Source organism: Bacillus sp. FSL E2-0195, from assembly GCF_038003645.1.
In the GTDB taxonomy this organism is placed as follows: domain Bacteria; phylum Bacillota; class Bacilli; order Bacillales; family Bacillaceae_G; genus Bacillus_A; species Bacillus_A mycoides.
Genome location: NZ_JBBOPN010000001.1, coordinates 2429018 through 2447978 on the forward strand (window position 1 = coordinate 2429018; position 18961 = coordinate 2447978).

At 31.9% G+C, this 18961-nt stretch carries 16 protein-coding genes; 9 read left to right on the forward strand and 7 right to left on the reverse strand.

Translation table 11 applies throughout. From position 1 onward, the window contains the following. Positions 1 to 230: 230 nt before the first annotated feature. From MHH59_RS12410 to MHH59_RS12425, 4 genes are all read right to left on the reverse strand, one after another. Positions 231 to 1358 carry a Ger(x)C family spore germination protein gene (locus tag MHH59_RS12410; RefSeq protein WP_016127000.1) on the reverse strand — a complete coding sequence of 376 codons (1128 nt, stop codon included), beginning with the start codon at positions 1356 to 1358 and terminating at the stop codon, positions 231 to 233. Further along, positions 1355 to 2458 carry a GerAB/ArcD/ProY family transporter gene (locus MHH59_RS12415; protein WP_016127001.1) on the reverse strand — a complete coding sequence of 368 codons (1104 nt, stop codon included), beginning with the start codon at positions 2456 to 2458 and terminating at the stop codon, positions 1355 to 1357. Before MHH59_RS12415 ends, MHH59_RS12410 begins: the two co-directional genes overlap by 4 nt. Then, positions 2445 to 3953, reverse strand: a complete 1509-nt coding sequence (locus tag MHH59_RS12420) for a spore germination protein (RefSeq protein ID WP_002185801.1) — start codon at positions 3951 to 3953, stop codon at positions 2445 to 2447. The genes MHH59_RS12415 and MHH59_RS12420 overlap by 14 nt, the downstream gene beginning before the upstream one ends. A gap of 850 nt (positions 3954 to 4803) precedes the next feature. Next, the gene (locus MHH59_RS12425; protein WP_340851298.1) at positions 4804 to 5847 is read right to left on the reverse strand and encodes a Fic family protein; all 1044 of its coding nucleotides are present in this window, start codon (positions 5845 to 5847) and stop codon (positions 4804 to 4806) included. 1067 nt (positions 5848 to 6914) lie between these two features. On the opposite strand from MHH59_RS12425, the gene MHH59_RS12430 reads away from it, so the two are divergent. Then, positions 6915 to 7142 (forward strand): helix-turn-helix domain-containing protein, encoded by a 228-nt coding sequence (locus MHH59_RS12430; protein ID WP_404476175.1) that lies wholly within the window; start codon positions 6915 to 6917, stop codon positions 7140 to 7142. Positions 7143 to 7352: 210 nt separating this feature from the next. Here the strand turns inward: MHH59_RS12430 and MHH59_RS12435 are convergent, their stop codons facing one another. Then, a complete protein-coding gene (locus MHH59_RS12435; RefSeq protein WP_016127002.1) occupies positions 7353 to 8480 on the reverse strand; it encodes an alpha/beta fold hydrolase in 1128 nt (375 codons plus the stop codon). 147 nt (positions 8481 to 8627) lie between these two features. Between MHH59_RS12435 and MHH59_RS12440 the strand changes: the two genes are divergently transcribed. Continuing rightward, positions 8628 to 9203 carry a TetR/AcrR family transcriptional regulator gene (locus MHH59_RS12440; RefSeq protein ID WP_002085457.1) on the forward strand — a complete coding sequence of 192 codons (576 nt, stop codon included), beginning with the start codon at positions 8628 to 8630 and terminating at the stop codon, positions 9201 to 9203. Positions 9204 to 9492: 289 nt separating this feature from the next. Beyond that, the gene (locus tag MHH59_RS12445) at positions 9493 to 10869 is read left to right on the forward strand and encodes a lytic polysaccharide monooxygenase (RefSeq protein WP_002168344.1); all 1377 of its coding nucleotides are present in this window, start codon (positions 9493 to 9495) and stop codon (positions 10867 to 10869) included. A 154-nt stretch (positions 10870 to 11023) separates the two neighbouring features. On the opposite strand, the gene MHH59_RS12450 is transcribed toward MHH59_RS12445, so the two are convergent. After that, complete coding sequence (locus MHH59_RS12450) at positions 11024 to 12439, reverse strand: phosphatidylinositol-specific phospholipase C (protein ID WP_016127003.1); 1416 nt, start codon at positions 12437 to 12439, stop codon at positions 11024 to 11026. Between the two features lie 421 nt (positions 12440 to 12860). Further along, positions 12861 to 13430, reverse strand: a complete 570-nt coding sequence (locus tag MHH59_RS12455; RefSeq protein ID WP_016127004.1) for a hypothetical protein — start codon at positions 13428 to 13430, stop codon at positions 12861 to 12863. Between the two features lie 600 nt (positions 13431 to 14030). Here MHH59_RS12455 and MHH59_RS12460 point away from each other — a divergent pair. From MHH59_RS12460 to MHH59_RS12485, 6 genes are all read left to right on the forward strand, one after another. After that, complete coding sequence (locus MHH59_RS12460; protein ID WP_002032218.1) at positions 14031 to 14873, forward strand: metallophosphoesterase; 843 nt, start codon at positions 14031 to 14033, stop codon at positions 14871 to 14873. 216 nt (positions 14874 to 15089) lie between these two features. After that, positions 15090 to 15341, forward strand: a complete 252-nt coding sequence (locus MHH59_RS12465; protein ID WP_002017002.1) for a hypothetical protein — start codon at positions 15090 to 15092, stop codon at positions 15339 to 15341. A gap of 184 nt (positions 15342 to 15525) precedes the next feature. Beyond that, complete coding sequence (locus MHH59_RS12470) at positions 15526 to 16251, forward strand: ABC transporter ATP-binding protein (RefSeq protein ID WP_016127005.1); 726 nt, start codon at positions 15526 to 15528, stop codon at positions 16249 to 16251. Continuing rightward, positions 16248 to 17267, forward strand: coding sequence for an ABC transporter permease (locus tag MHH59_RS12475; protein WP_016127006.1), 1020 nt, complete (start codon positions 16248 to 16250; stop codon positions 17265 to 17267). The genes MHH59_RS12470 and MHH59_RS12475 overlap by 4 nt, the downstream gene beginning before the upstream one ends. 24 nt (positions 17268 to 17291) lie before the next feature. Then, positions 17292 to 17945 carry a TetR/AcrR family transcriptional regulator gene (locus MHH59_RS12480; RefSeq protein ID WP_002032224.1) on the forward strand — a complete coding sequence of 218 codons (654 nt, stop codon included), beginning with the start codon at positions 17292 to 17294 and terminating at the stop codon, positions 17943 to 17945. 4 nt (positions 17946 to 17949) lie between these two features. Further along, complete coding sequence (locus MHH59_RS12485) at positions 17950 to 18918, forward strand: YbgA family protein (protein ID WP_002127490.1); 969 nt, start codon at positions 17950 to 17952, stop codon at positions 18916 to 18918. The last annotated feature ends 43 nt before the right edge of the window (positions 18919 to 18961 follow it).

The window sequence follows — 18961 nt, forward strand, 5'->3', positions numbered from 1 at the left end:
TTTCGGTATATCATGAATTACAGGAATTACTAGTAGCCTCATAATATTTCCTCATATATTCATGCCTCTGTTTATCTCTTGAGAAACTTTGCACCAGAACCATATATACCCTAGAAACACATGTTTCCCTACAAGAAAGGTGAATTCATCTTCCACTTAACTTATTGGTGCTATGCACCTTCACACAAATTGAGGGGGAAGGTTTCTTGGCTAAAAATAATCTAGATAGTTTAATTTCTAATTGTTCCTGTATCTTTTATTTTAACGTGTGTATTCACACGTATTTTAGCTTTTGAAAAAGCGCGTAACCAATCTTCTTTTACCTTTTTCCATTCTTTATATTGAAAAGCTCTAGCGTGTAATGATAAACCAATTGGATCAATTTTATTTCTCTGCATATCCTGTAACATGCCTTGTAATTTTTTATTGAACTCTTCCTGGATTTCATGTTCCAATCTACCTATATTCTTATTACCATGTAAACGAGTTTTAGTTAAGTTTCCGTTGGTTTTTTCAATTAAGGATACATCCATACTTACATCTATATTAAAAATAAATTTACCTTTTTGGAAATCAACACTAATTTTTCTCTTTGCATTTTGTACGAAAACAGACGCATTTGGCTTTTTATCAGATTTTTTTGGAGAAAGAACAAGGTGTAGTATCATCCGACCTGTATTTTTTGACTTATTAATAAGGTTGAAAAACTTCACATCGGTTTTAGGAATCTTCGTTAAGTACTTTCCTTGATGATTTAAAAATGCAATTCCTACCGTATCAATTTCATTATTTGTTTTCTTGATAATGGGAACAGTTTGCGTCATTCCCTGTTCATTTTTTTCTCTCATTAATTGTTGAATTGTAGAAGAGACGGATTGATTATTTTGAATTGAAGACTCGATTACACCATTTATATAAGATGGAAGTGATGGCTTATCAGGCCTATTAACTTTAAACATATCTTCTGCCGGTCCATCAACAAGCACTACTTTAGCATTAATGGTAGCGTAAGGATCACGGTAAGATGAATCGAGCGCCTGTATCCAATTTTCTTCTTGTGCTAATTTATCCCCAATTAAAATAACTTCAGCTTTGGATGATGTCACATACCCTGTTAATTTCGTATCCATTTTGCTAAATCCATCATATATGGTTGACGCCTGAACCCAATGCTCTACAGTACTGCTTTGCTGTTTATGATGAAAGAGTGGTATGCTTGTGCCCACTTTTATGTTTCCATTAGAAGTACTATCTAAGCCGATTAAAAGGATTAAAGAAACTTTTTCAAGAGGAATTCTCTGACCACAACCAATTAAACATACACAACAGATTACAATCCATATCCATTTTCGAATCAAAGCTGTTTCCTCCTAGTAAACCAAGTAAAAACAATGCTGTAAGCGAAAAAGAAGATTGGTAATAGAATAAAGAAAAGGATATTTAAGATATCCATAAGAGAATATATAAATAAATATTGATCCACATCGGGATTTAGAAAAACGAATAAGCCGACTATTAAAAGCATAAAACCAACCAGCACCCAATTGCGAACGGTTTTTTGAAATAAAATGGTCACAGATTCGAAACTGAAAAATAAATACGGATATATTGTAGTGGAAAATACAATCAAATAGTAAGCGATATATAAAATTTCTAATCGTTCTATGAAAGAAAAACGAACTCCTTTTAACAGATGAAATACTGGCCAAATTACGTCTTTTATCCCCTCCGGACTAAAGTATATATAAGAAAGAATAGTCACATATAGATAGAAAAACATGGTTCCAGTATTCGCTATTAGTATTCCTTTTATGGCTTTTTGTTTTTTTTGTAAGAACGGATAAATAAAATATGCAATTTCTAAGCCCGCATAAGGAGTAATGGTTTCTTTTGTTGCCTTTACAATAGGGTATAAGCCATCTTTAAAAATAGGTAGTAGGTGTAAAGGATTGTAGTTACTCTTTAGTGAAAAAAGAAGAAATAGTGGCATCCAAGTAGTGAAGAAGAAAACAAGCATAGAATAACTAGTAAGAGCCCTTAACCCACTCAGGGCTAAAATAATAAAAGGCAATAGTAATAATATGGAGATTTGATAAGCAGGAGTGGAGGGGAATATCCACACTTTTATAATATCAGTTGCCTTTAATAAAGTATTAAAACCAGCAAAAAATAGATAAAAGGCATATAAAAGAAGAAAAATTGTTCCTAGCCATTTACCAAAGTATGCATTTAAGATCTGAGAGAAATTTTTGTTAGGATTTTTTTGTAACATTAATATAATAATTACGCCAATTATAGAAGTAATTATCCATCCCAGAATGATAGAAATCCAGCCGTCTGTACCAGCGGTAGTGGCAAGAGGGCTTGGCATAATTAGCATACCTGATGCTAGTTGCAGTGAATGAATGAAAACAATATATTCGAATGAAGTTATGTTTTGGAATTTAAGATTCCCCATGTGAACCACCTTCTTTTTTCTTTCTTTGTTTCGGCTGTCCTGTACTCGAGCGGGTGGTGATCATAGAAATTGGAAATCTTACAAAAGAATCTTTTAACTCTTGGAGACGAAATGGTGCAATTGGCAATCCATATGGTGAACCATAGGAAGTTAGTGAAACAAAATGAGCAAATAAGAGCATTAATCCACTAACAATACCTACAATTCCAAAAAAGTAGGCAAATAACATCATTGGAAAACGAATAAGCCGAATACAACTTGATAAATCATAATTAGAAACAACAAATGATGCAATGGCAGTAATAGACACGATAATAACCATAACATTACTCACAAGCCCTGCTTGAACAGCTGCTTGTCCAATTACAATACCTCCAACAATTCCAATGGTTTGTCCAATTGGTTGTGGTAGACGAATACCAGCTTCACGAAGCATTTCTAATGTGATTTCCATAATAAATGCTTCTAGTAAAGGCGAGAAAGGGACTTTAATTCTTGACGTTGCAATAGAAGTATATAGATCTAAAGGAATGATTTCAAAGTGGAATGAAACCATTGCAATATATATTGCGGGTAAAAATATAGCTATAATAAATCCTAAAAATCGTAATAAGCGAAAAGATGATGCAATCAGCCAATGTACATTATAATCATCGGGAGTCTGAAAAAATCCAATTAAATTCATTGGAACGATCATTGCACCAGGAGATCTATCAATTAACACTGCTACTTTACCATCAAGAATATGATTAGAAATAGCATCTGGGCGTTCACTTAAATAAGCCTGTGGAAAGGGAGTCCAATTTTGATCTTTTGTAAAGTTGGACAATTCTCCTACGCTCAATACTGTATCAGTTTTAATTTTACAGATTCTTGTCTCCACTTCCTGTACCACATCTTCGTTAGCTACATCGCCTAAGTAAAGTAAATATACAAAAGTAGTGGCCCGTTCTCCGATTGTCATTTTTTTAATTTTCAATTCAGTAGAAGGAATATATCGACGAATCAGACCTATGTTTTTAGTGACATTCTCAATAAACCCATCATGAGAACCTTTAATGGTAACTTCTGAAATAGGTTCCTGAATTGATCTTTCTGCCCATCCCTTTGTATTAATGAGAAGGGCTTTCTTTTCTCCTTCCATAAACAGTACACATTGTCCCTCAAGTAATCCTTCTTTAATTTCATTCCACGTATATACTATTTTGGTATGAGTAGCAATAATATTAGAATTAAATATTTGACTGTCTTCATTCACTTCTTGTAATAATGGTGTAACAACATTTCCTTTTAATGCAACACCATCTGTAAGGCCTTCAAAATAATATAGTAAAATATTCGTGTTTGTTTTTAATTGCAAAGGATGTTCAATCAAATCTGCACTAATATCAAAGATGTTATCTAATGTATTTTTAAGTTCTTTTAAGTTACTTGTTTGGATTTTTTCAATGGTTTTATCTGTCTTTGTTTCTAGGGTCTTTTCATTTAAGGACAAAATTGACACCTCTTTAATATATAACGATTAGTTGTAGTTATTATTTTTATATGTTTGAATTTTATTCACTAATTTAAACGGATTGAGATCAAGAATAACTAAAATTGAAGTACTATATTATAAATTCAATAATTGAGAGTAAAAAAGTAGATGTAATTTGTGTAGAAATCTAAGTATCAAGATAGAAGTGAAATTTGAATGATTATAATAAAAAAGAACCCTTGATAGGTTCTTTTTAATAGTTGGTAAATATGTTGTCAACAATAGATGGCGATAAAGGTAGTAATTTAGATGTCTTTATGTTACTCAGCTGAATTTTGTAGGAAGAATTATTTTTTCATACCTCAATGCTCAATAAAAAAGGACATTTCATTTATTTGGGTGTTTTAGTGTATTTGAATTTTGCACGCTAACAAATTTTGTTTAGGGACAAAATGTGAAGTTTTATTCTGAAATAACAGAAAGTTAATGCGGCAAAATTCCTATTGGTAATTTGGATAGGTATCAAATATTTCTTTGGCCTTATTTTCTTGATATGACCGTACGTTTATATGTTTCTAAGGGAAAGAAATATTTTCATTTTTATTACCATCTATTGTTTGATTAAGATGGTAACACGAAAATGAAACGTTTACAACCAGAAAATAAAGAAAAAATATTAAAATGCGACTTTTTTCGACAAATATTCCTATAAAGCGTTTTGTGTTTTGTAGGAATTAGAAATAACTAAATTAGTAATAATAGCTTAATATATTAAAGTGAGATTCAATGAATAAGAGTCCAAAGGCATGAATTTAAATGATAAAGTTATAATTTTCTTTTTTGAACTGTAAGTGTTTTACAAGTATAGTTAAACTTTAATCCAACTAGCATTTCTTCCTTTTGTCACTAGCTTAATTTGGCCAAACAATTGCAAGGAATTCAAAGCCTTACTGATTGTACTCTCTGCTATGTCGGGATATGTGTTACGAATACACTCCTTAGTAAAGGGTTGTTTTTGTTTAAGGATAAAATCCTGAATTCTCTCCACTTTAGTATGCTTACATATAGAATCTAGAACTGTATTATGAAGATCTTTGTACGCCTCTAATATAATAGTTAAAAACGTTTTTAACCAAAAGCTACTATTATGTTCCTCGCAGTACCAATTTACCGAAGATTTATAAATCGAATTGTAATATTCAGATTCATTTTTCTTAATGTATTTATCCAGACATACATATTTTACAAATGTATTTCCACTCTTAATTAATAGCAATTGCATTAACATAAGTGCCAATCTGCCGTTACCCTGATTAAAAGGGACTATGCAATAAAAATTAAATATAAAACGAGCTATTAATAAAAGTGAATGATGGCCCTTACTAGAATTTAATGAGTTATATTGATCACATAATTGTTCCATTACTTGTGGAATAAGCTCATGTGGAAGAATGCGGTAACTATTCAAGTGCATTCCGTTTTCAGGAATACCTGGAATAGTAAACGGTTTTTCGCGCCATTTGGCACTGTCAGAGGTAATGTAATGTATTAATTGAAAATGTAATTCCTGTATAGTCTCTGGATTGATTAATAAATCACAGGAATTCTTATGTACAAAAGTAAGTGTTTGATAAAAACAAAAGATAGCATCTTCCGAAATATTTTGAGGTACTATATCATCTAAAATAAGTTCTTTTAATCTTTTATTTGGGACTTTTATATCTTCATAGGTAGTAGTAAAGTTTTTTATGTAATGAAGTGGTATGGTTTTTTCTAAGCTAGTAAATATATCAGGATTTTGTTCCTGATAAGCAGCTAATTTTCCTTTTAATTCACTAATTTCACTGATTATATTTAATAGTCTCCTTTTTAATTCAATATTTTTATACTTATCATCGAAAAAATTTCTCATTTTTATTCCCCCTGTAACCCCTTAACATGCTGTTACATAAATCTTTCCATTCTAAAGATAGTTTACAACATTATTTTGAAATAACAATATATTTATTTTGATTTTGAACTTATTTTAGAATCAAAATTGTTATTTAAATTTGATTAACGAGTTAGAACTTATGATTAATCATGTTTGAATAAAGAATGAATATACACAGATAGAAAATATAGTTTGACGTAAATTCCTTTTTATGAATTTACGAGATGAAAATATAATTTTAGAATTATTATTAGTGTAGTTTGCTGTATTATTGCTGGGAATTTACTAGAAAGTAACTAATTTTCACAAATAAAATAAAGAAATCTTAAAGAGGAATCAATAGGATCTAATTTGAATAGGCATAATCCTAACACTAAATGTGCAAATGTACAATAATTAAATGAAAAAAATATGAAAATATCGACTTTTTTCGACAAAATAAATTAAATAGAAAAACAATCTAATGTAAGAAAATTGTTGCTTTAGATGGTCTCTGCATTTCATAAATTAATATTGAAGGAATTATCAAATGATTTTTACGAGTAATAAAAGAGTAGATATATAAATTAAATTGTGACAATTATAAAGTTAGTATTCTCCATTTTCATTATTTAATTTAACAAATTTAATAATATTAAGGTGACTTTCTATATTTAATATAAGTATTTGATGGGGTATGCTCATAAAAAGTGTCATTTTCTATATATCCATGTAGCATTTAGCGCTTGTATTGCGAAATATTTTGACATAAGTTAATTTAAATATTAGGTACAGAAACATTTTAAGGAAAAGAGTCAGTATAAAAGTACCCTGAAAAACGTTTCACCCTAAAAACGTTTTTCCTCAAGAGATTTTCAGGAGCACTAAAGTTTTTTAATTTGTTTCTGTGCCTTATTAGATAAAAATAATATAATAAGTTGTTTAGAAAAGGTGAAAAAATTTTCGAACTCATATCACTAACTCCGTATGGTCTAGTTAAAGTAGGAATTTAAAGAAAAGGGCTAGCTCTAGTTATAATTAGTACAGTTAATAGGGGGGCTACTCAAATTTTTTTGTTAGATTTAGTAATAATAATTATAAACGAGTTAATTCAGTATAAAAAATGTAATGTTACACAATTGACGATGCTTTTAAAAATTCCACAATCCACTGTTTCCCAACATTTATCGAAAATGAGGGGGAAGGTGCTAAAGGCTGAAAAAAAGGGTTTAGAGATGTACTATTATATTACTAATCTAAAGGCGAGTCAGATTGTTGGAATTTTAGGTTTGTAATAAACAAAATTTCACATATTTCATTATAAGTAAAACGCAGAATAATCCCCCACAAATACGTGGGGGATTTCTTTTATGAAAATAATATCAGTCTTTTTGAGGAGTGACACGATGGTCACCATGAACACTATAAGAAGGGCAAGAATGTCACCATGTTCTAATGTGCTAATAAAATAAAAATTTTGAAAGTGCTAAAACGCTTCATATTTCTCAATATAATTTATGTCGCAAAAATCTTTTAATTTCATCAAAAGCTAAGTGACGATGACCAGCCTGACAATGTTGTTCACCACCAGTTTTCTTAGTGAAAACTACAGAAGTGATGGAGGCTGCATTACATAGCTCCGATTCGATTTGCGGTAATCGGCTAATTGGAACGTACTGATCGTCTTCACCAGCCAGGAGCAATACTTCTTGATTTATGAACTGACCGATTCCTGCCATCGTATGTTTTTCAAAGTTTTTGAGTAAGTTAAATGGCGTTTTTTCACCTGTATTTTCCATACCTTTTTTAACTTTCCAGTTCAGGTCGATGCTGGTGGCCATCATTTGTTTAAACATGGTATTAATTTTGTCAGCTTCATTAGTAGCCAGAAGCGTGGTCAATTTATTCCAGATATTATCCGGCATGCGCATCTTGAGTGCATCAAGGCCACTATAAAAAATATTAAAGGCGATGACTTTGTCGATTCGTTTTTCAAAAGCGGCGGCACGCATTGCCAAGTAGCCGCCCCAAGAAGCTCCGAGAATACTAACACGGTCAAGTTTGAAATAGTCAATGACTGTGGAAACGGGCTTCTCCCAGTTGTGGATGAATTTTAAGCCGTTTTTCAGTGCTGTTCCTTGTCCAGGTCCATCAAAAACTATAATATTATAATTGATTCCTATGAGGTAGTTCATCATCTTCATCATTTCCTCCATGTAGGAATCGTAGCCTCCAAAGAAAAGTAGTGTATTACATGCGCCTGGTGTCATGAATTTGATTGCAGGAAGATAGGAATCTTCATAAGGAATTTTATAGGTTTCATACTCAAAGTCATGAAAGCCCTTATAAAAAGTTTCACGGTATTTTTGGTACACTTTTTCTTTTTTTGGATCGGATGATTCCATATAAAACTCGGCAGCCTGATAATAAACCGAAGCCAGATCGAAGTCTTTCTGATGCTCCCGCATTGCTGCATATTCTATCCAAGTGTTATACCAGCTGTCCGTGTCTGTAAGTCTTGGGATGATGGCTTGCAAATCCTGATTTGCCCGCTCATCGTCTTGATAGAAATCGTTGAAAAAACGGTTAATTTGCAAATTGAACTGTTCGTTGTTTACATACTGTTTAAACATAAAATCCCTCCTTATATTTGACTACAAGGTAAGGATAAGAGAAGTATATTAAAGAAACAACAAGCAGGAAAGGGTAAGAAGTACGAAATCGAACCATAAGGATATAAATGGTTTGATAAGCAACTTTGGGAAGGAGATTGATTATTAATGGGAGAGGATGTTCGCGTTTATAAAACGAAGAAAAATATTTCTAATACACTTATTACCCTCTTGAACGAAAAAGAGTTTGGGCGAATTACAACTAAAGATATTTGCATACATGCTATGGTGAGTAAGTCCACATTTTACAGCCATTTTGCAGATAAATATGATCTTTTGGAAAAATTAGTGCAAAATTATGTCTGCTGGTTCAAGGAAGAAATTGAATTTCGTTTCGCATTAATAGAGAATGGAAATGTGGCTCAAGCTATTAATATGATAACTGATAAGATCTCAGCGCGAAAAAAAGAGGTTGCAACTTTACTCCATGTACGTGTTCCCTCAGCGGATTTACGTTTAGAATTAGAATCCATTTTATATAATGCCTGCTATTCCTATTTGAAAGAGCAGCAGGTTGAAGTAAGTGTGCCGATTGACTTTGTAGCTCAGTTGTATACAGCAAACGCAATGGTGTCAATCAATTGGTCGCTGAGCAACGATAAAAATCCAGATGTGGTTGAACTAATCGATAATATGCAGGGATATGTTTTTGATCTGATTTTGTCAGGTGGCGAGAGAATGTAATAAATCATGAAACCTGCTTAATAATGTAGTTATCGTGTGGGGGTGTGGTTGTAAAAAATTAAGTAATCGATATTTGGATTTTTTGTGAATCTTTATTGGTTTTTTATAAACTCTTTACTACATAATGTTACAAAATAGAATTAATTTGCTTAATTTATCCCCATATCAGGTTAATAAATAAACTAAATGTGTTTATGTTATTGAACTATTAATATATTAGTAGGTGATTTGTTCGTTTATCCCTATATTGCTATTATATTAGCATAAACAATATATTGGGGGGACAAGTATGAATTTGAAATTAACATCTAAGTTAGAAAGATTAAGAAAAAGTAAAAAAGGAATTGGTGCTTGTGTTTTAGCTGCAGGGGTGACGGCAATTACAATGATTCCTCAAAGTGCATATGCACATGGGTTTGTTGAAAAGCCGAGTAGTCGTGCTGCTTTATGTAGTCAGAATTATGGAGCATTAAATTTAAATTGTGGAAATGTAATGTACGAACCTCAAAGTCTAGAAGCACCTAAAGGATTCCCAGATGGTGGACCGATTGATGGGAAAATCGCTTCGGCAGGAGGACTGTTTGGAGGGATTCTTGACCAACAAACATCAAATCGCTGGTTCAAAAACACAATAAAGGGGGGAGCAAATACATTTACATGGAAATACACAGCGGCACATTCTACAAGTAAATGGCATTATTACATTACCAAAAAGGGATGGGATCCTAATAAACCATTAACACGTGCTGAATTAGAACCAATTGGAACTGTGAAACATGACGGTTCGGCAGCATCAAATAATTTAACACATACAATTAATGTACCAACTGATCGCAATGGTTATCATGTTATTTTAGCTGTATGGGATGTAGCAGATACGTCAAATGCGTTTTATAATGTAATTGATGTAAATCTAGTAAATAATGAAGCTCCCGATACAGTAGCTCCAAGTCAACCAACTGGATTAAATGCGTCTAAAGTTTCTGCCAATAGTGTTGAACTAACATGGAAGGCCTCTACTGATAATATAGGTGTAAAAGAATATCAAGTGTTACGCAATGGAGAAGTAATTGATACGGTACCAGGTACAACTTTTATTGATAAAAAACTAAAAGCAAATACGGAATATACCTATACAATAAAGGCATTAGACTCTGCTGGAAATATATCAAAAGAAAGTGAAAAACTAAAGGTTAAGACAACAAATGCAATCCCAGATATAGAGGCTCCGACTCAACCTAAAGGATTACATAGTATGGGTACAACAGCGACAACTGTTGATTTGATGTGGAGTCCGTCTGAAGATAATGTAGGTGTTGACCATTATGTTGTATATAGAGAAAACGCAGGGGTTATGAATAAAATTGGGACAACGGATAATACATCCTTTGTGGATAAAAATTTAAAGGCAAATACATCGTACAAATATGTAGTGACAGCGGTTGATTTAGCTAGAAATGAGTCTAGTAGAAGTGATGTTTTAACTGTAGCAACAAAACTAGATGGCTCTACTTATGAAAAATGGGATGCAAGAAAAGCATACAATAAAGGTGATAAAGTAGTACATGAGGGAAAAGTGTATGAAGCGGTTCAAAGTTATCAAGGGAACGGCGATCCAAATTGGATTTTTGCACTATCGATTTGGAAGCCAGTTTTAAATAAATGATAAGTGGAAAAGGGTAGTTATCACTTATTCTATGTGCAATACCGGAACAGGGGTGCAATTTTTACTCTTCATCCCAATATATACGAAATGAAATTATTAAAGAACCCCAATGGTATTCCATCAAAAAGGAATTCCATTGGGGGTTCTTTATTTTTTAATTTGTAATAGCGTATATTTTCACTGTAAATTTGTTAGTGGCACCAAGTGGGCTTGCAATATAATATTTAGTATTCGTATAAGCTTCAGTCCTAGATCCATGTGAAATATTTTTCCAACGAATAGAATCTGTACCTAGGGAAACATCAATCATTACATTGAAAGAAATAGTAGAAGGATGATCTTTTTCTGAAGGCTCAATAATCCATTTTAATTCCTTAGTACCTACAGGTAAACTATCAATTTTAAAGTTTTGACTGGATCGATTTTTTTGACCGGATAAAGGACTAGATTCGGAAGAAATTTGCGAAATTAATATTTCTTTTTCATACGAATGTATACCATTTAATTTAATGATACTATCAATTAAACCTGGTCCAGGAAAATCAGCTGCAATGATACCAGTATGTTTCATTCCACCTTGTTGTAAGAACTCAGTTCCAAGTGTATTCATTCCACCATAAAATACTTGACCATTTATATCACGAGGGAAATCTTCCCACGCATTAGTTGTAGCTTTTTGAATCATCTTGGGGTTACTATCAGTATTTCTGCTCTCTTTACCACTTGCAACAAACCAAGGATAAACATTATTTAATAATGCAGCAGCACCACCTGTGCCACTAAAATGGTTAAGATAGATTTTATCATTATTAAAATTATTATTTGCATTTTGAAGGTGGGTTTTCACCGCATTCCATTTTTCATACATTCCGTCGGGTCCGTTTTCAATTTCAAATGTATCTTGTATATTTAAGCAATCGTAATTAATACCATATTGCTGAGAGGCTGTAAAGTTTTGTAAGATTACAATTTTCCCTCGGATGTCTCCTAGAGTAGGATTATTTCTTTTTGAAGTTGGTACAGAACTCGGATCCCAAAAATAGGAAGAATTAAGGTCTTTGTATTTATTAAGTATTTCCTCGAATGATAGTGAGCCACTTTCAGGAGTAGTTTCTTCTTTTAAGCGCATTAAAATTGTTTCTGTAGGATGATCTTTTAAAAATTGAATTGCCTCTTTTAATACATCTTCAAACATTGCTTTTTGATTTACAATCCCATGGTACATTGCAAAAGAATCTTTTACACGTTTAACACGCATATCTACATATCGAATTCCGGAATTTAATTGTTGTGGTAGATTCATAGTTTGATTTCTTGTCAAATTTTCATCAAGAAAACTTGCTCCATGTAAAGCCATTGTACCGTGAGTACCTGGAATAGATATTTCACTCAATTTTGTTGAATCTGCTACTTTCGACATCCATGCTGGGTTTTGATAGCCTATATTGGATTCATAGGAATAACCTGGATGACTATCAGCAAAAATAGTAGATGGTGTACTTAAACTTGCTAGTGTGAAACAAGTAAGGATACTAATTTTAAAAAAATTCCTCATTTTTATTTTGTTCATTTTATCTCTCCTGACTTTTAAACAATAGATATAATAAAACAAGATGATTTTTTACTACATCTATTGTTTTCATTCTTAAAGTAATGAATTTTTGTGTTTGAAAAAATCAAAATAGGGTAGGAAGTTATTTGAGATTTTAATAGTTTGTTGTAATAAATTGTATCTAATAGTCAAACGGATTCTTAAAGAATTGAAGCATAGATAGGTAAAAAACAAACTTTCCGCTGTACTGTATACAAACAAAACAGAAGTCTTAAAAAAGACTTCTATTTTGTGACTTATAATGAATGATAAGGTGGTTAACAAATCAAGATAATGTGACTGAGTGGTAAAAATCTATTTATAGCTGTTTCAGAATTTCTTATAACAAGGCTACTTAGGAAAAGTGGATCTCTACAATGCTAATAAAAATTTAAAAATTCTATTCATTAAAACTTAAACTAACTACAGTTGCGATAGATTGGGCTGCATGTTCCCAGCTTCCATCTATAACTTTCCCAATTTGTTGACCAAGTGCATTTAAATCATTTGGATTTACTGGAATCCCATTATACGCAGCAAGAATTGATAAAAGTGGAGCAGTAAATGGTGTCCAACCACCTCTATCAATATTAAATACAGGCTTATCTATTACCTTTCCATCTTGCACTATAAACTCATAATAAAATTGATCATCTGGACGAAAACTTAAATGATGAGAAATTTGTCCCTTAACATATGTTTTACCGCCACCTAAATTTACTACTTCAATTGGTTTTACATTAAATTCATGCTCAAATACTTTAATTTTTTTAACTTCTGGACCATTTAAGGCAGCTTTAACTGCTGTTTCCAAATTATTTTGTGCAAATGGTTGAATACTCATCTGTGTCTCTTCTTGTTGGATAGGAGCCTCTTTTTCAGCAGCAAACACCGATGTACTTGGTAGTGCACCTGTAGCCAATGTAGCTGCAAGTGCTGTCGTCATCATGATTTTTCTTTTCATCTTCATAGTTTTCTTCCTCCCTTAAAGTTATGATATATAATTTTTTAAAGACTGACATGGGACAATATTTTATTTCATAATGCACGCAAAAAAATAGTTTAAGAATTATGTGGAATTATGTCAGAAAATTAAAGTTAATTATATATGCACTTACAATGATAGCTATCTACACATGTTTTTTCAATTTTCTAATAAATAATACAGTAATACCTTTTCATAAGGCAATTTAGTGTTTCAATTCTCTCTTTGTACGTTTTAAACAAATTAAAATCGTAGTGGTAATAATATATTTGTAATCAAATGTCGTATATACTTCGAGAAAAGTACACAATATTTTTATAAAAAACTATAGGAATTATCATGATATAGTTATCAAACTAAGTAAGATAAATGTTAATATTATGAAGAGATTCCAGTGATCTGCTATAAAATTACTAAGAAATGAGCATGACATCATACACGCATGCGATTGAAAAATTTTATAAGTGGCGTATAAAACTATAACAAATACTACAAATCAATTAAAAAATTTCAGTTATTCTGAATGCGAAGGGCACGTAATATTTATTGTGAACTGTAGTACTGATTAAGATTTTAGGAGGAAGTATGAACAAGAAGATTAAAAGAATCATATTAATTATTGGTATATTAGTAGGCATTAGTATCTTTTTATATTTACAAAACAATTTAATAAGTATAACTGAGGTTAAAATAACCTCTAGTAAAATTCCCTCTTCTTTTAAAGGATATAAAATACTACAAATTTCAGATTTACATAATAAAAAATTTGGTGATAATCAAGACGTTTTAATTCAAAAAGTAAAAAGCATAAATCCAGATATTATTGCTATTACGGGTGATTTAATAGACAGTAAATCGTACGATGCAGAAATGAGTATGCAAGTAATACGAGAACTTGTGAAGGAATATCCGGTATATTTTGTGACAGGAAATCATGAAAAATGGTCAGGGAAATATAACAGTTTAGAAAAAAAATTAAAGAAACAGCATGTCACTGTTTTAAGAAATGAACATGTAATAATACAAAAGGGAGGACACGAAATAAACTTGTTAGGAATTGATGATCCGGAATTTAATACTGGAGATATTGATGAAGGAAGTATTGTAAAAGATGCAATTGTAAAAGCAAAAATTGAAACGCTGCCAGATAGGTATAATGTATTATTATCCCATAGGCCTGAATTTTTAGAAGCATATGCTGATGAGCAAGTAGATTTAGTGTTATCGGGTCATGCACATGGGGGGCAAGTTCGGTTACCTTTTATCGGGGGATTAGTTGCTCCTAATCAAGGAATACTGCCCAAATATACAGCGGGTTTATATGAACAACAAAATACGTCTATGATAGTTAGTAGAGGATTAGGCAATAGTATCATTCCGCAAAGAGTTTTTAATAGACCTGAGATTGTAGTCGTGCAGTTAAATTAATCTGTACGGCTTTTTTGTTCAGGAGAATAATTTAAAGGTAGTTTTTCTTGAGTACAAGTTTCCATTACAATTTTGTTAAAATTTTTCAACGTTACATAAAGTAACAAAATTTGACCTATTGAGTTTGTTATAGTGTAAATAATCAAAAAACTTAAAAATTAGTCGAGTTAAAATAGTTATTATTAAGCAATATTAAAAATATAAAGGGGTGTACAAATGCATAAAGAATTTGAAATTGAAGAATATACGGCGATTGAGGAGCAAATTCATTATTATAGTACGTCTTTATTAGTAAGTCATCCTGAGCAAATTGTAAAGTATTTAGAAAAACGGTTGGAAAAGTATGCAGAAACGTTACAATATGCACATTTATATCCGGAAACGGTTATATTACCAATACAGCAAATAGTTATCGAATATTCATTAGATGTTGCTAGAATTAGAAGGTATTTAAATTTAAAAACATAACAAAAATCAAATAATTTACAATGAAACAGAGTCGACTTTAAGAAAAGATATTCTAATGTCGACTCTGTTTCATTGATTTAGTAAATAACAGAAAAAATATATGTTTGAAAAGTTTGACATATAATAATTCGAGAGTAAAATAAAAGTGAGTACTCACTCATTTTAAAGAAAAGGGGGATTTTTAGTGCAGCAACCTTCAATTATTTTACGAGATGTATCAAAAAAATTTGGGAAAAAAGAAGTTTTGCATAACCTTTCGCTGCAAGTAGAAAAAGCAGAAATTTTTGGCTTGGTTGGACCTTCCGGATCAGGGAAAACAACACTCATTAAAATGATTGCAGGTATTAATGAGTCAACTACAGGGGATGTAATTGTTTTTAATACAAACATGCCTAATCTAAATGAAATGAAAAGAATTGGTTATATGGCTCAGGCTGATGCATTATACGAAGAACTATCGGCATATGAAAATGCAGATTTTATTGCAACGATGTATGGGTTAAAAGGTAAGCGTAAGAAAGAGAGAATCGTAGAAGTTTTTGAACTTTTGCAATTATCAGAGCATATGAAAAAGCAAGTACAGCATTTTTCAGGTGGAATGAAAAAACGTTTATCATTGGCGATAGCACTCCTTCATGAACCAGAAATATTAATTTTAGATGAGCCAACAGTTGGGATAGATCCTCTACTTCGAAAATCGATTTGGGAGAAGTTTTATGACCTTAAAAAGAAAGGAACAACTATTATTGTAACAACGCACATTATGGATGAAGCTGAGTTTTGCGAACGTCTAGGGCTAATTAGAGAAGGGAATTTAGTTGCGATTGGCACACCGGAGGAATTGAAAAAACAAACATCTTCTGGACGAATTGAAGATGTCTTTATGTTAGAAGGAGTGATTGAATCATGAGAGTTAATGGTGTAGTCATCCGTATCATTCGTCAATTTTTTCGAGATAAGCGTTCTTTAGCAATGATGTTTGGGGCACCAATGTTATTACTTTGGTTATTATCGCTAATATTTACACAAAAAGACTATACACCGCATATTGCTGTAGTCGATGTACCTGCTCCTTTAGTAAAAGCAATGAAAAATCAAGAAGCATCAATTTATGAATATAGTAAAGACAAAGCAATTTCGGAATTAGAAAAGCAAAAGGTAGATGCAGTAATTCATTTAGAAAATGGAAAAATGAATCTTCTATTAGAAGGCAGTGATTCATCAAAAAACCGTGCAGTACTTCAAGTATTGCAAAAGAGTACAGAGAAGAATAATGTATCAATGATGAAGCCTGAAGTGGATTATTTACATGGCTCTAAAGACATTACGATGTTCGATGGGCTTGGTCCCGTATTAATTGGTTTCTTTACATTTTTCTTTGTATTTATATTGTCCGGAGTATCTTTTGTAAGAGAACGTTTAAGTGGTACATTAGAGAGGTTATTGTCCACACCAGTGAGAAGATGGGAAATAGTTTTAGGATATATTATTGGTTTTGGAATCTTTGCACTTATACAATCTATTATAATTGTAAGTTTTTCAGTTTATATTTTAGATTTATATGTAGCTGGCTCAATATGGCTAACGCTACTTATAACATGTATGCTTTCTTTAACTGCACTAACATTAGGCACATTTTTATCGGCATACGCAAATAATGAATTTCAAATGATTCAATTTATACCGCTTGTTATCGTCCCACAAGTCTTCTTTTCTGGGTTGTTTCCAATGGAATCCATGAATACATGGTTACAAATGTTAGGTAAATTATTTCCACTCACATATGGTGCTGACGCTATGAGACAAGTAATGATTCGGAATCAAGGGTTTACAGAGATTGCATTAGATCTTACTGTATTACTACTTTTTTCACTATTATTTGCAGTAGGAAATGTATTTGCATTAAAGAAACATCGCAAAATATAATGATGATAAAAAGGAGCACAATAAATGAAGAAGGATTGGCTGGAAGAATTAGTTGCCGCAACGAATGCTGATAAACGTAATGAACGTCAAATGCGTATATTAGAGGCAGCTGTTGATATGTTTGGAGAAAAAGGGTACGCCTCAACTTCAACGAGTGAAATTGCAAAGCGAGCTGGTGTAGCGGAAGGAACAATCTTCCGCTACTATAAAACGAAAAAAGATTTATTGTTTGCAGTCGTGATGCCGACCTTAACAAAGTTTGCTGCACCATTTTTCGTACAAGCCTTTGCAAAAGAAATATTTAAAACAGAGTATGAATCGTATGAAGTGCTTTTAAGAGTAATAATTCAAAATAGATTTGAATTTGCTAAAAAGCACTTTCCAATGATAAAAATATTAATTCAAGAAGTACCATTTCAGCCGGAACTAAAAAGTGAAATACAACAATTAATAGAAACAGAACTGCTTGTACATTTTAAAAAGCTGATTGCAAAGTTTCAAGAAGAAGGGGAAATTATTGAACTTCCACCATCTTCCGTATTACGTCTTACTTTATCAGCTGTATTAGGGTTGCTCTTAACGAGGTTTTTATTATTGCCGGAAGAGAAATGGGACGATGAAGTGGAAATTGAAAATACGATTCAATTTATATTGTATGGACTAACTCCACGGAGGTAATGTGATGCGACAATTTGCTAAACCGATAATTGTTGTAAGTAAATGTTTAGAATTTGATGCCTGTCGTTATAATGGAGAGATGGTTCCAGATTTAACAATTCGAAACTTGCAGCCATTTGTTACATTTATACCTGTATGTCCTGAAGTAGAAATTGGTTTAGGGACTCCTCGTGAAACGATACGTATTGTAGAAAAAAATGGTGCGAATAGGCTTGTACAACCGTCAATACGAGAAGATGTAACTGAAAAAATGAATGAATTTTCAAATGCATTTTTACAAACATTACCTGAAGTTGACGGTTTTATTTTGAAGAATCGTTCGCCAAGTTGCGGAACTCGTGATGTGAAAATCTATTCTGGTTTTGAAAAAGGGCCAGTAAAAGGAAAAGGAACTGGATTATTTGGCGGAGCAGTAATAAAAAAATTTTCGCATCTTCCAATTGAAGAAGAAGGTAGATTGTCGAATTTTATTATTAGAGAGCATTTCTTTACAAGATTGTTTACAATCGCGCATTACAAAATGATTAAACATACTAAAAACATAAAAGAACTCGTAGCGTTTCAATCAGATTATAAGTATTTATTTATGGCATATAATCAGGTGAAACAAAAAGAATTAGGGCGTATTATTGCAAATCAAAAAAATGAAACAATTGAAGTCGTATTTGATAACTATGAGAAGACTTTATATGAATTATTTATTCGCGCGCCTCGCTATACATCGAATGTAAATGTATGTGAGCACATTTTCGGATATTTTAAAACAAAGCTAAAAAAACAAGAAAAAGATCATTTTTTAGAGCTGTTACAGAAGTATTCTGAAAAGAAAATCCCACTTAGTAGTTTACTTGTCATTTTAAAAACATGGGCCATTCGATTTGATGAAAAGTATTTATTAAGACAAACATATTTCGAACCATACCCTGAAGGGTTAGTAGAAATTTCTGATTCGGGAAAAGGTAGAGATTATTAAACAATAAATTACATAATTCGACACAAAAACTCCTATGTTGTTG

What these genes read in the sequence shown, in the direction of transcription:
- MHH59_RS12415 (WP_016127001.1), bottom strand. Translation starts at nt 2,458, where the DNA reads ATGGGGAATCTTAAATTCCAAAACATAACTTCATTCGAATATATTGTT.
- MHH59_RS12425 (WP_340851298.1), bottom strand. Translation starts at nt 5,847, where the DNA reads ATGAGAAATTTTTTCGATGATAAGTATAAAAATATTGAATTAAAAAGG.
- MHH59_RS12435 (WP_016127002.1), bottom strand. Translation starts at nt 8,480, where the DNA reads ATGTTTAAACAGTATGTAAACAACGAACAGTTCAATTTGCAAATTAAC.
- MHH59_RS12440 (WP_002085457.1), top strand. Translation starts at nt 8,628, where the DNA reads ATGGGAGAGGATGTTCGCGTTTATAAAACGAAGAAAAATATTTCTAAT.
- MHH59_RS12445 (WP_002168344.1), top strand. Translation starts at nt 9,493, where the DNA reads ATGAATTTGAAATTAACATCTAAGTTAGAAAGATTAAGAAAAAGTAAA.
- MHH59_RS12450 (WP_016127003.1), bottom strand. Translation starts at nt 12,439, where the DNA reads ATGAACAAAATAAAAATGAGGAATTTTTTTAAAATTAGTATCCTTACT.
- MHH59_RS12455 (WP_016127004.1), bottom strand. Translation starts at nt 13,430, where the DNA reads ATGAAGATGAAAAGAAAAATCATGATGACGACAGCACTTGCAGCTACA.
- MHH59_RS12460 (WP_002032218.1), top strand. Translation starts at nt 14,031, where the DNA reads ATGAACAAGAAGATTAAAAGAATCATATTAATTATTGGTATATTAGTA.
- MHH59_RS12465 (WP_002017002.1), top strand. Translation starts at nt 15,090, where the DNA reads ATGCATAAAGAATTTGAAATTGAAGAATATACGGCGATTGAGGAGCAA.
- MHH59_RS12475 (WP_016127006.1), top strand. Translation starts at nt 16,248, where the DNA reads ATGAGAGTTAATGGTGTAGTCATCCGTATCATTCGTCAATTTTTTCGA.
- MHH59_RS12480 (WP_002032224.1), top strand. Translation starts at nt 17,292, where the DNA reads ATGAAGAAGGATTGGCTGGAAGAATTAGTTGCCGCAACGAATGCTGAT.
- MHH59_RS12485 (WP_002127490.1), top strand. Translation starts at nt 17,950, where the DNA reads ATGCGACAATTTGCTAAACCGATAATTGTTGTAAGTAAATGTTTAGAA.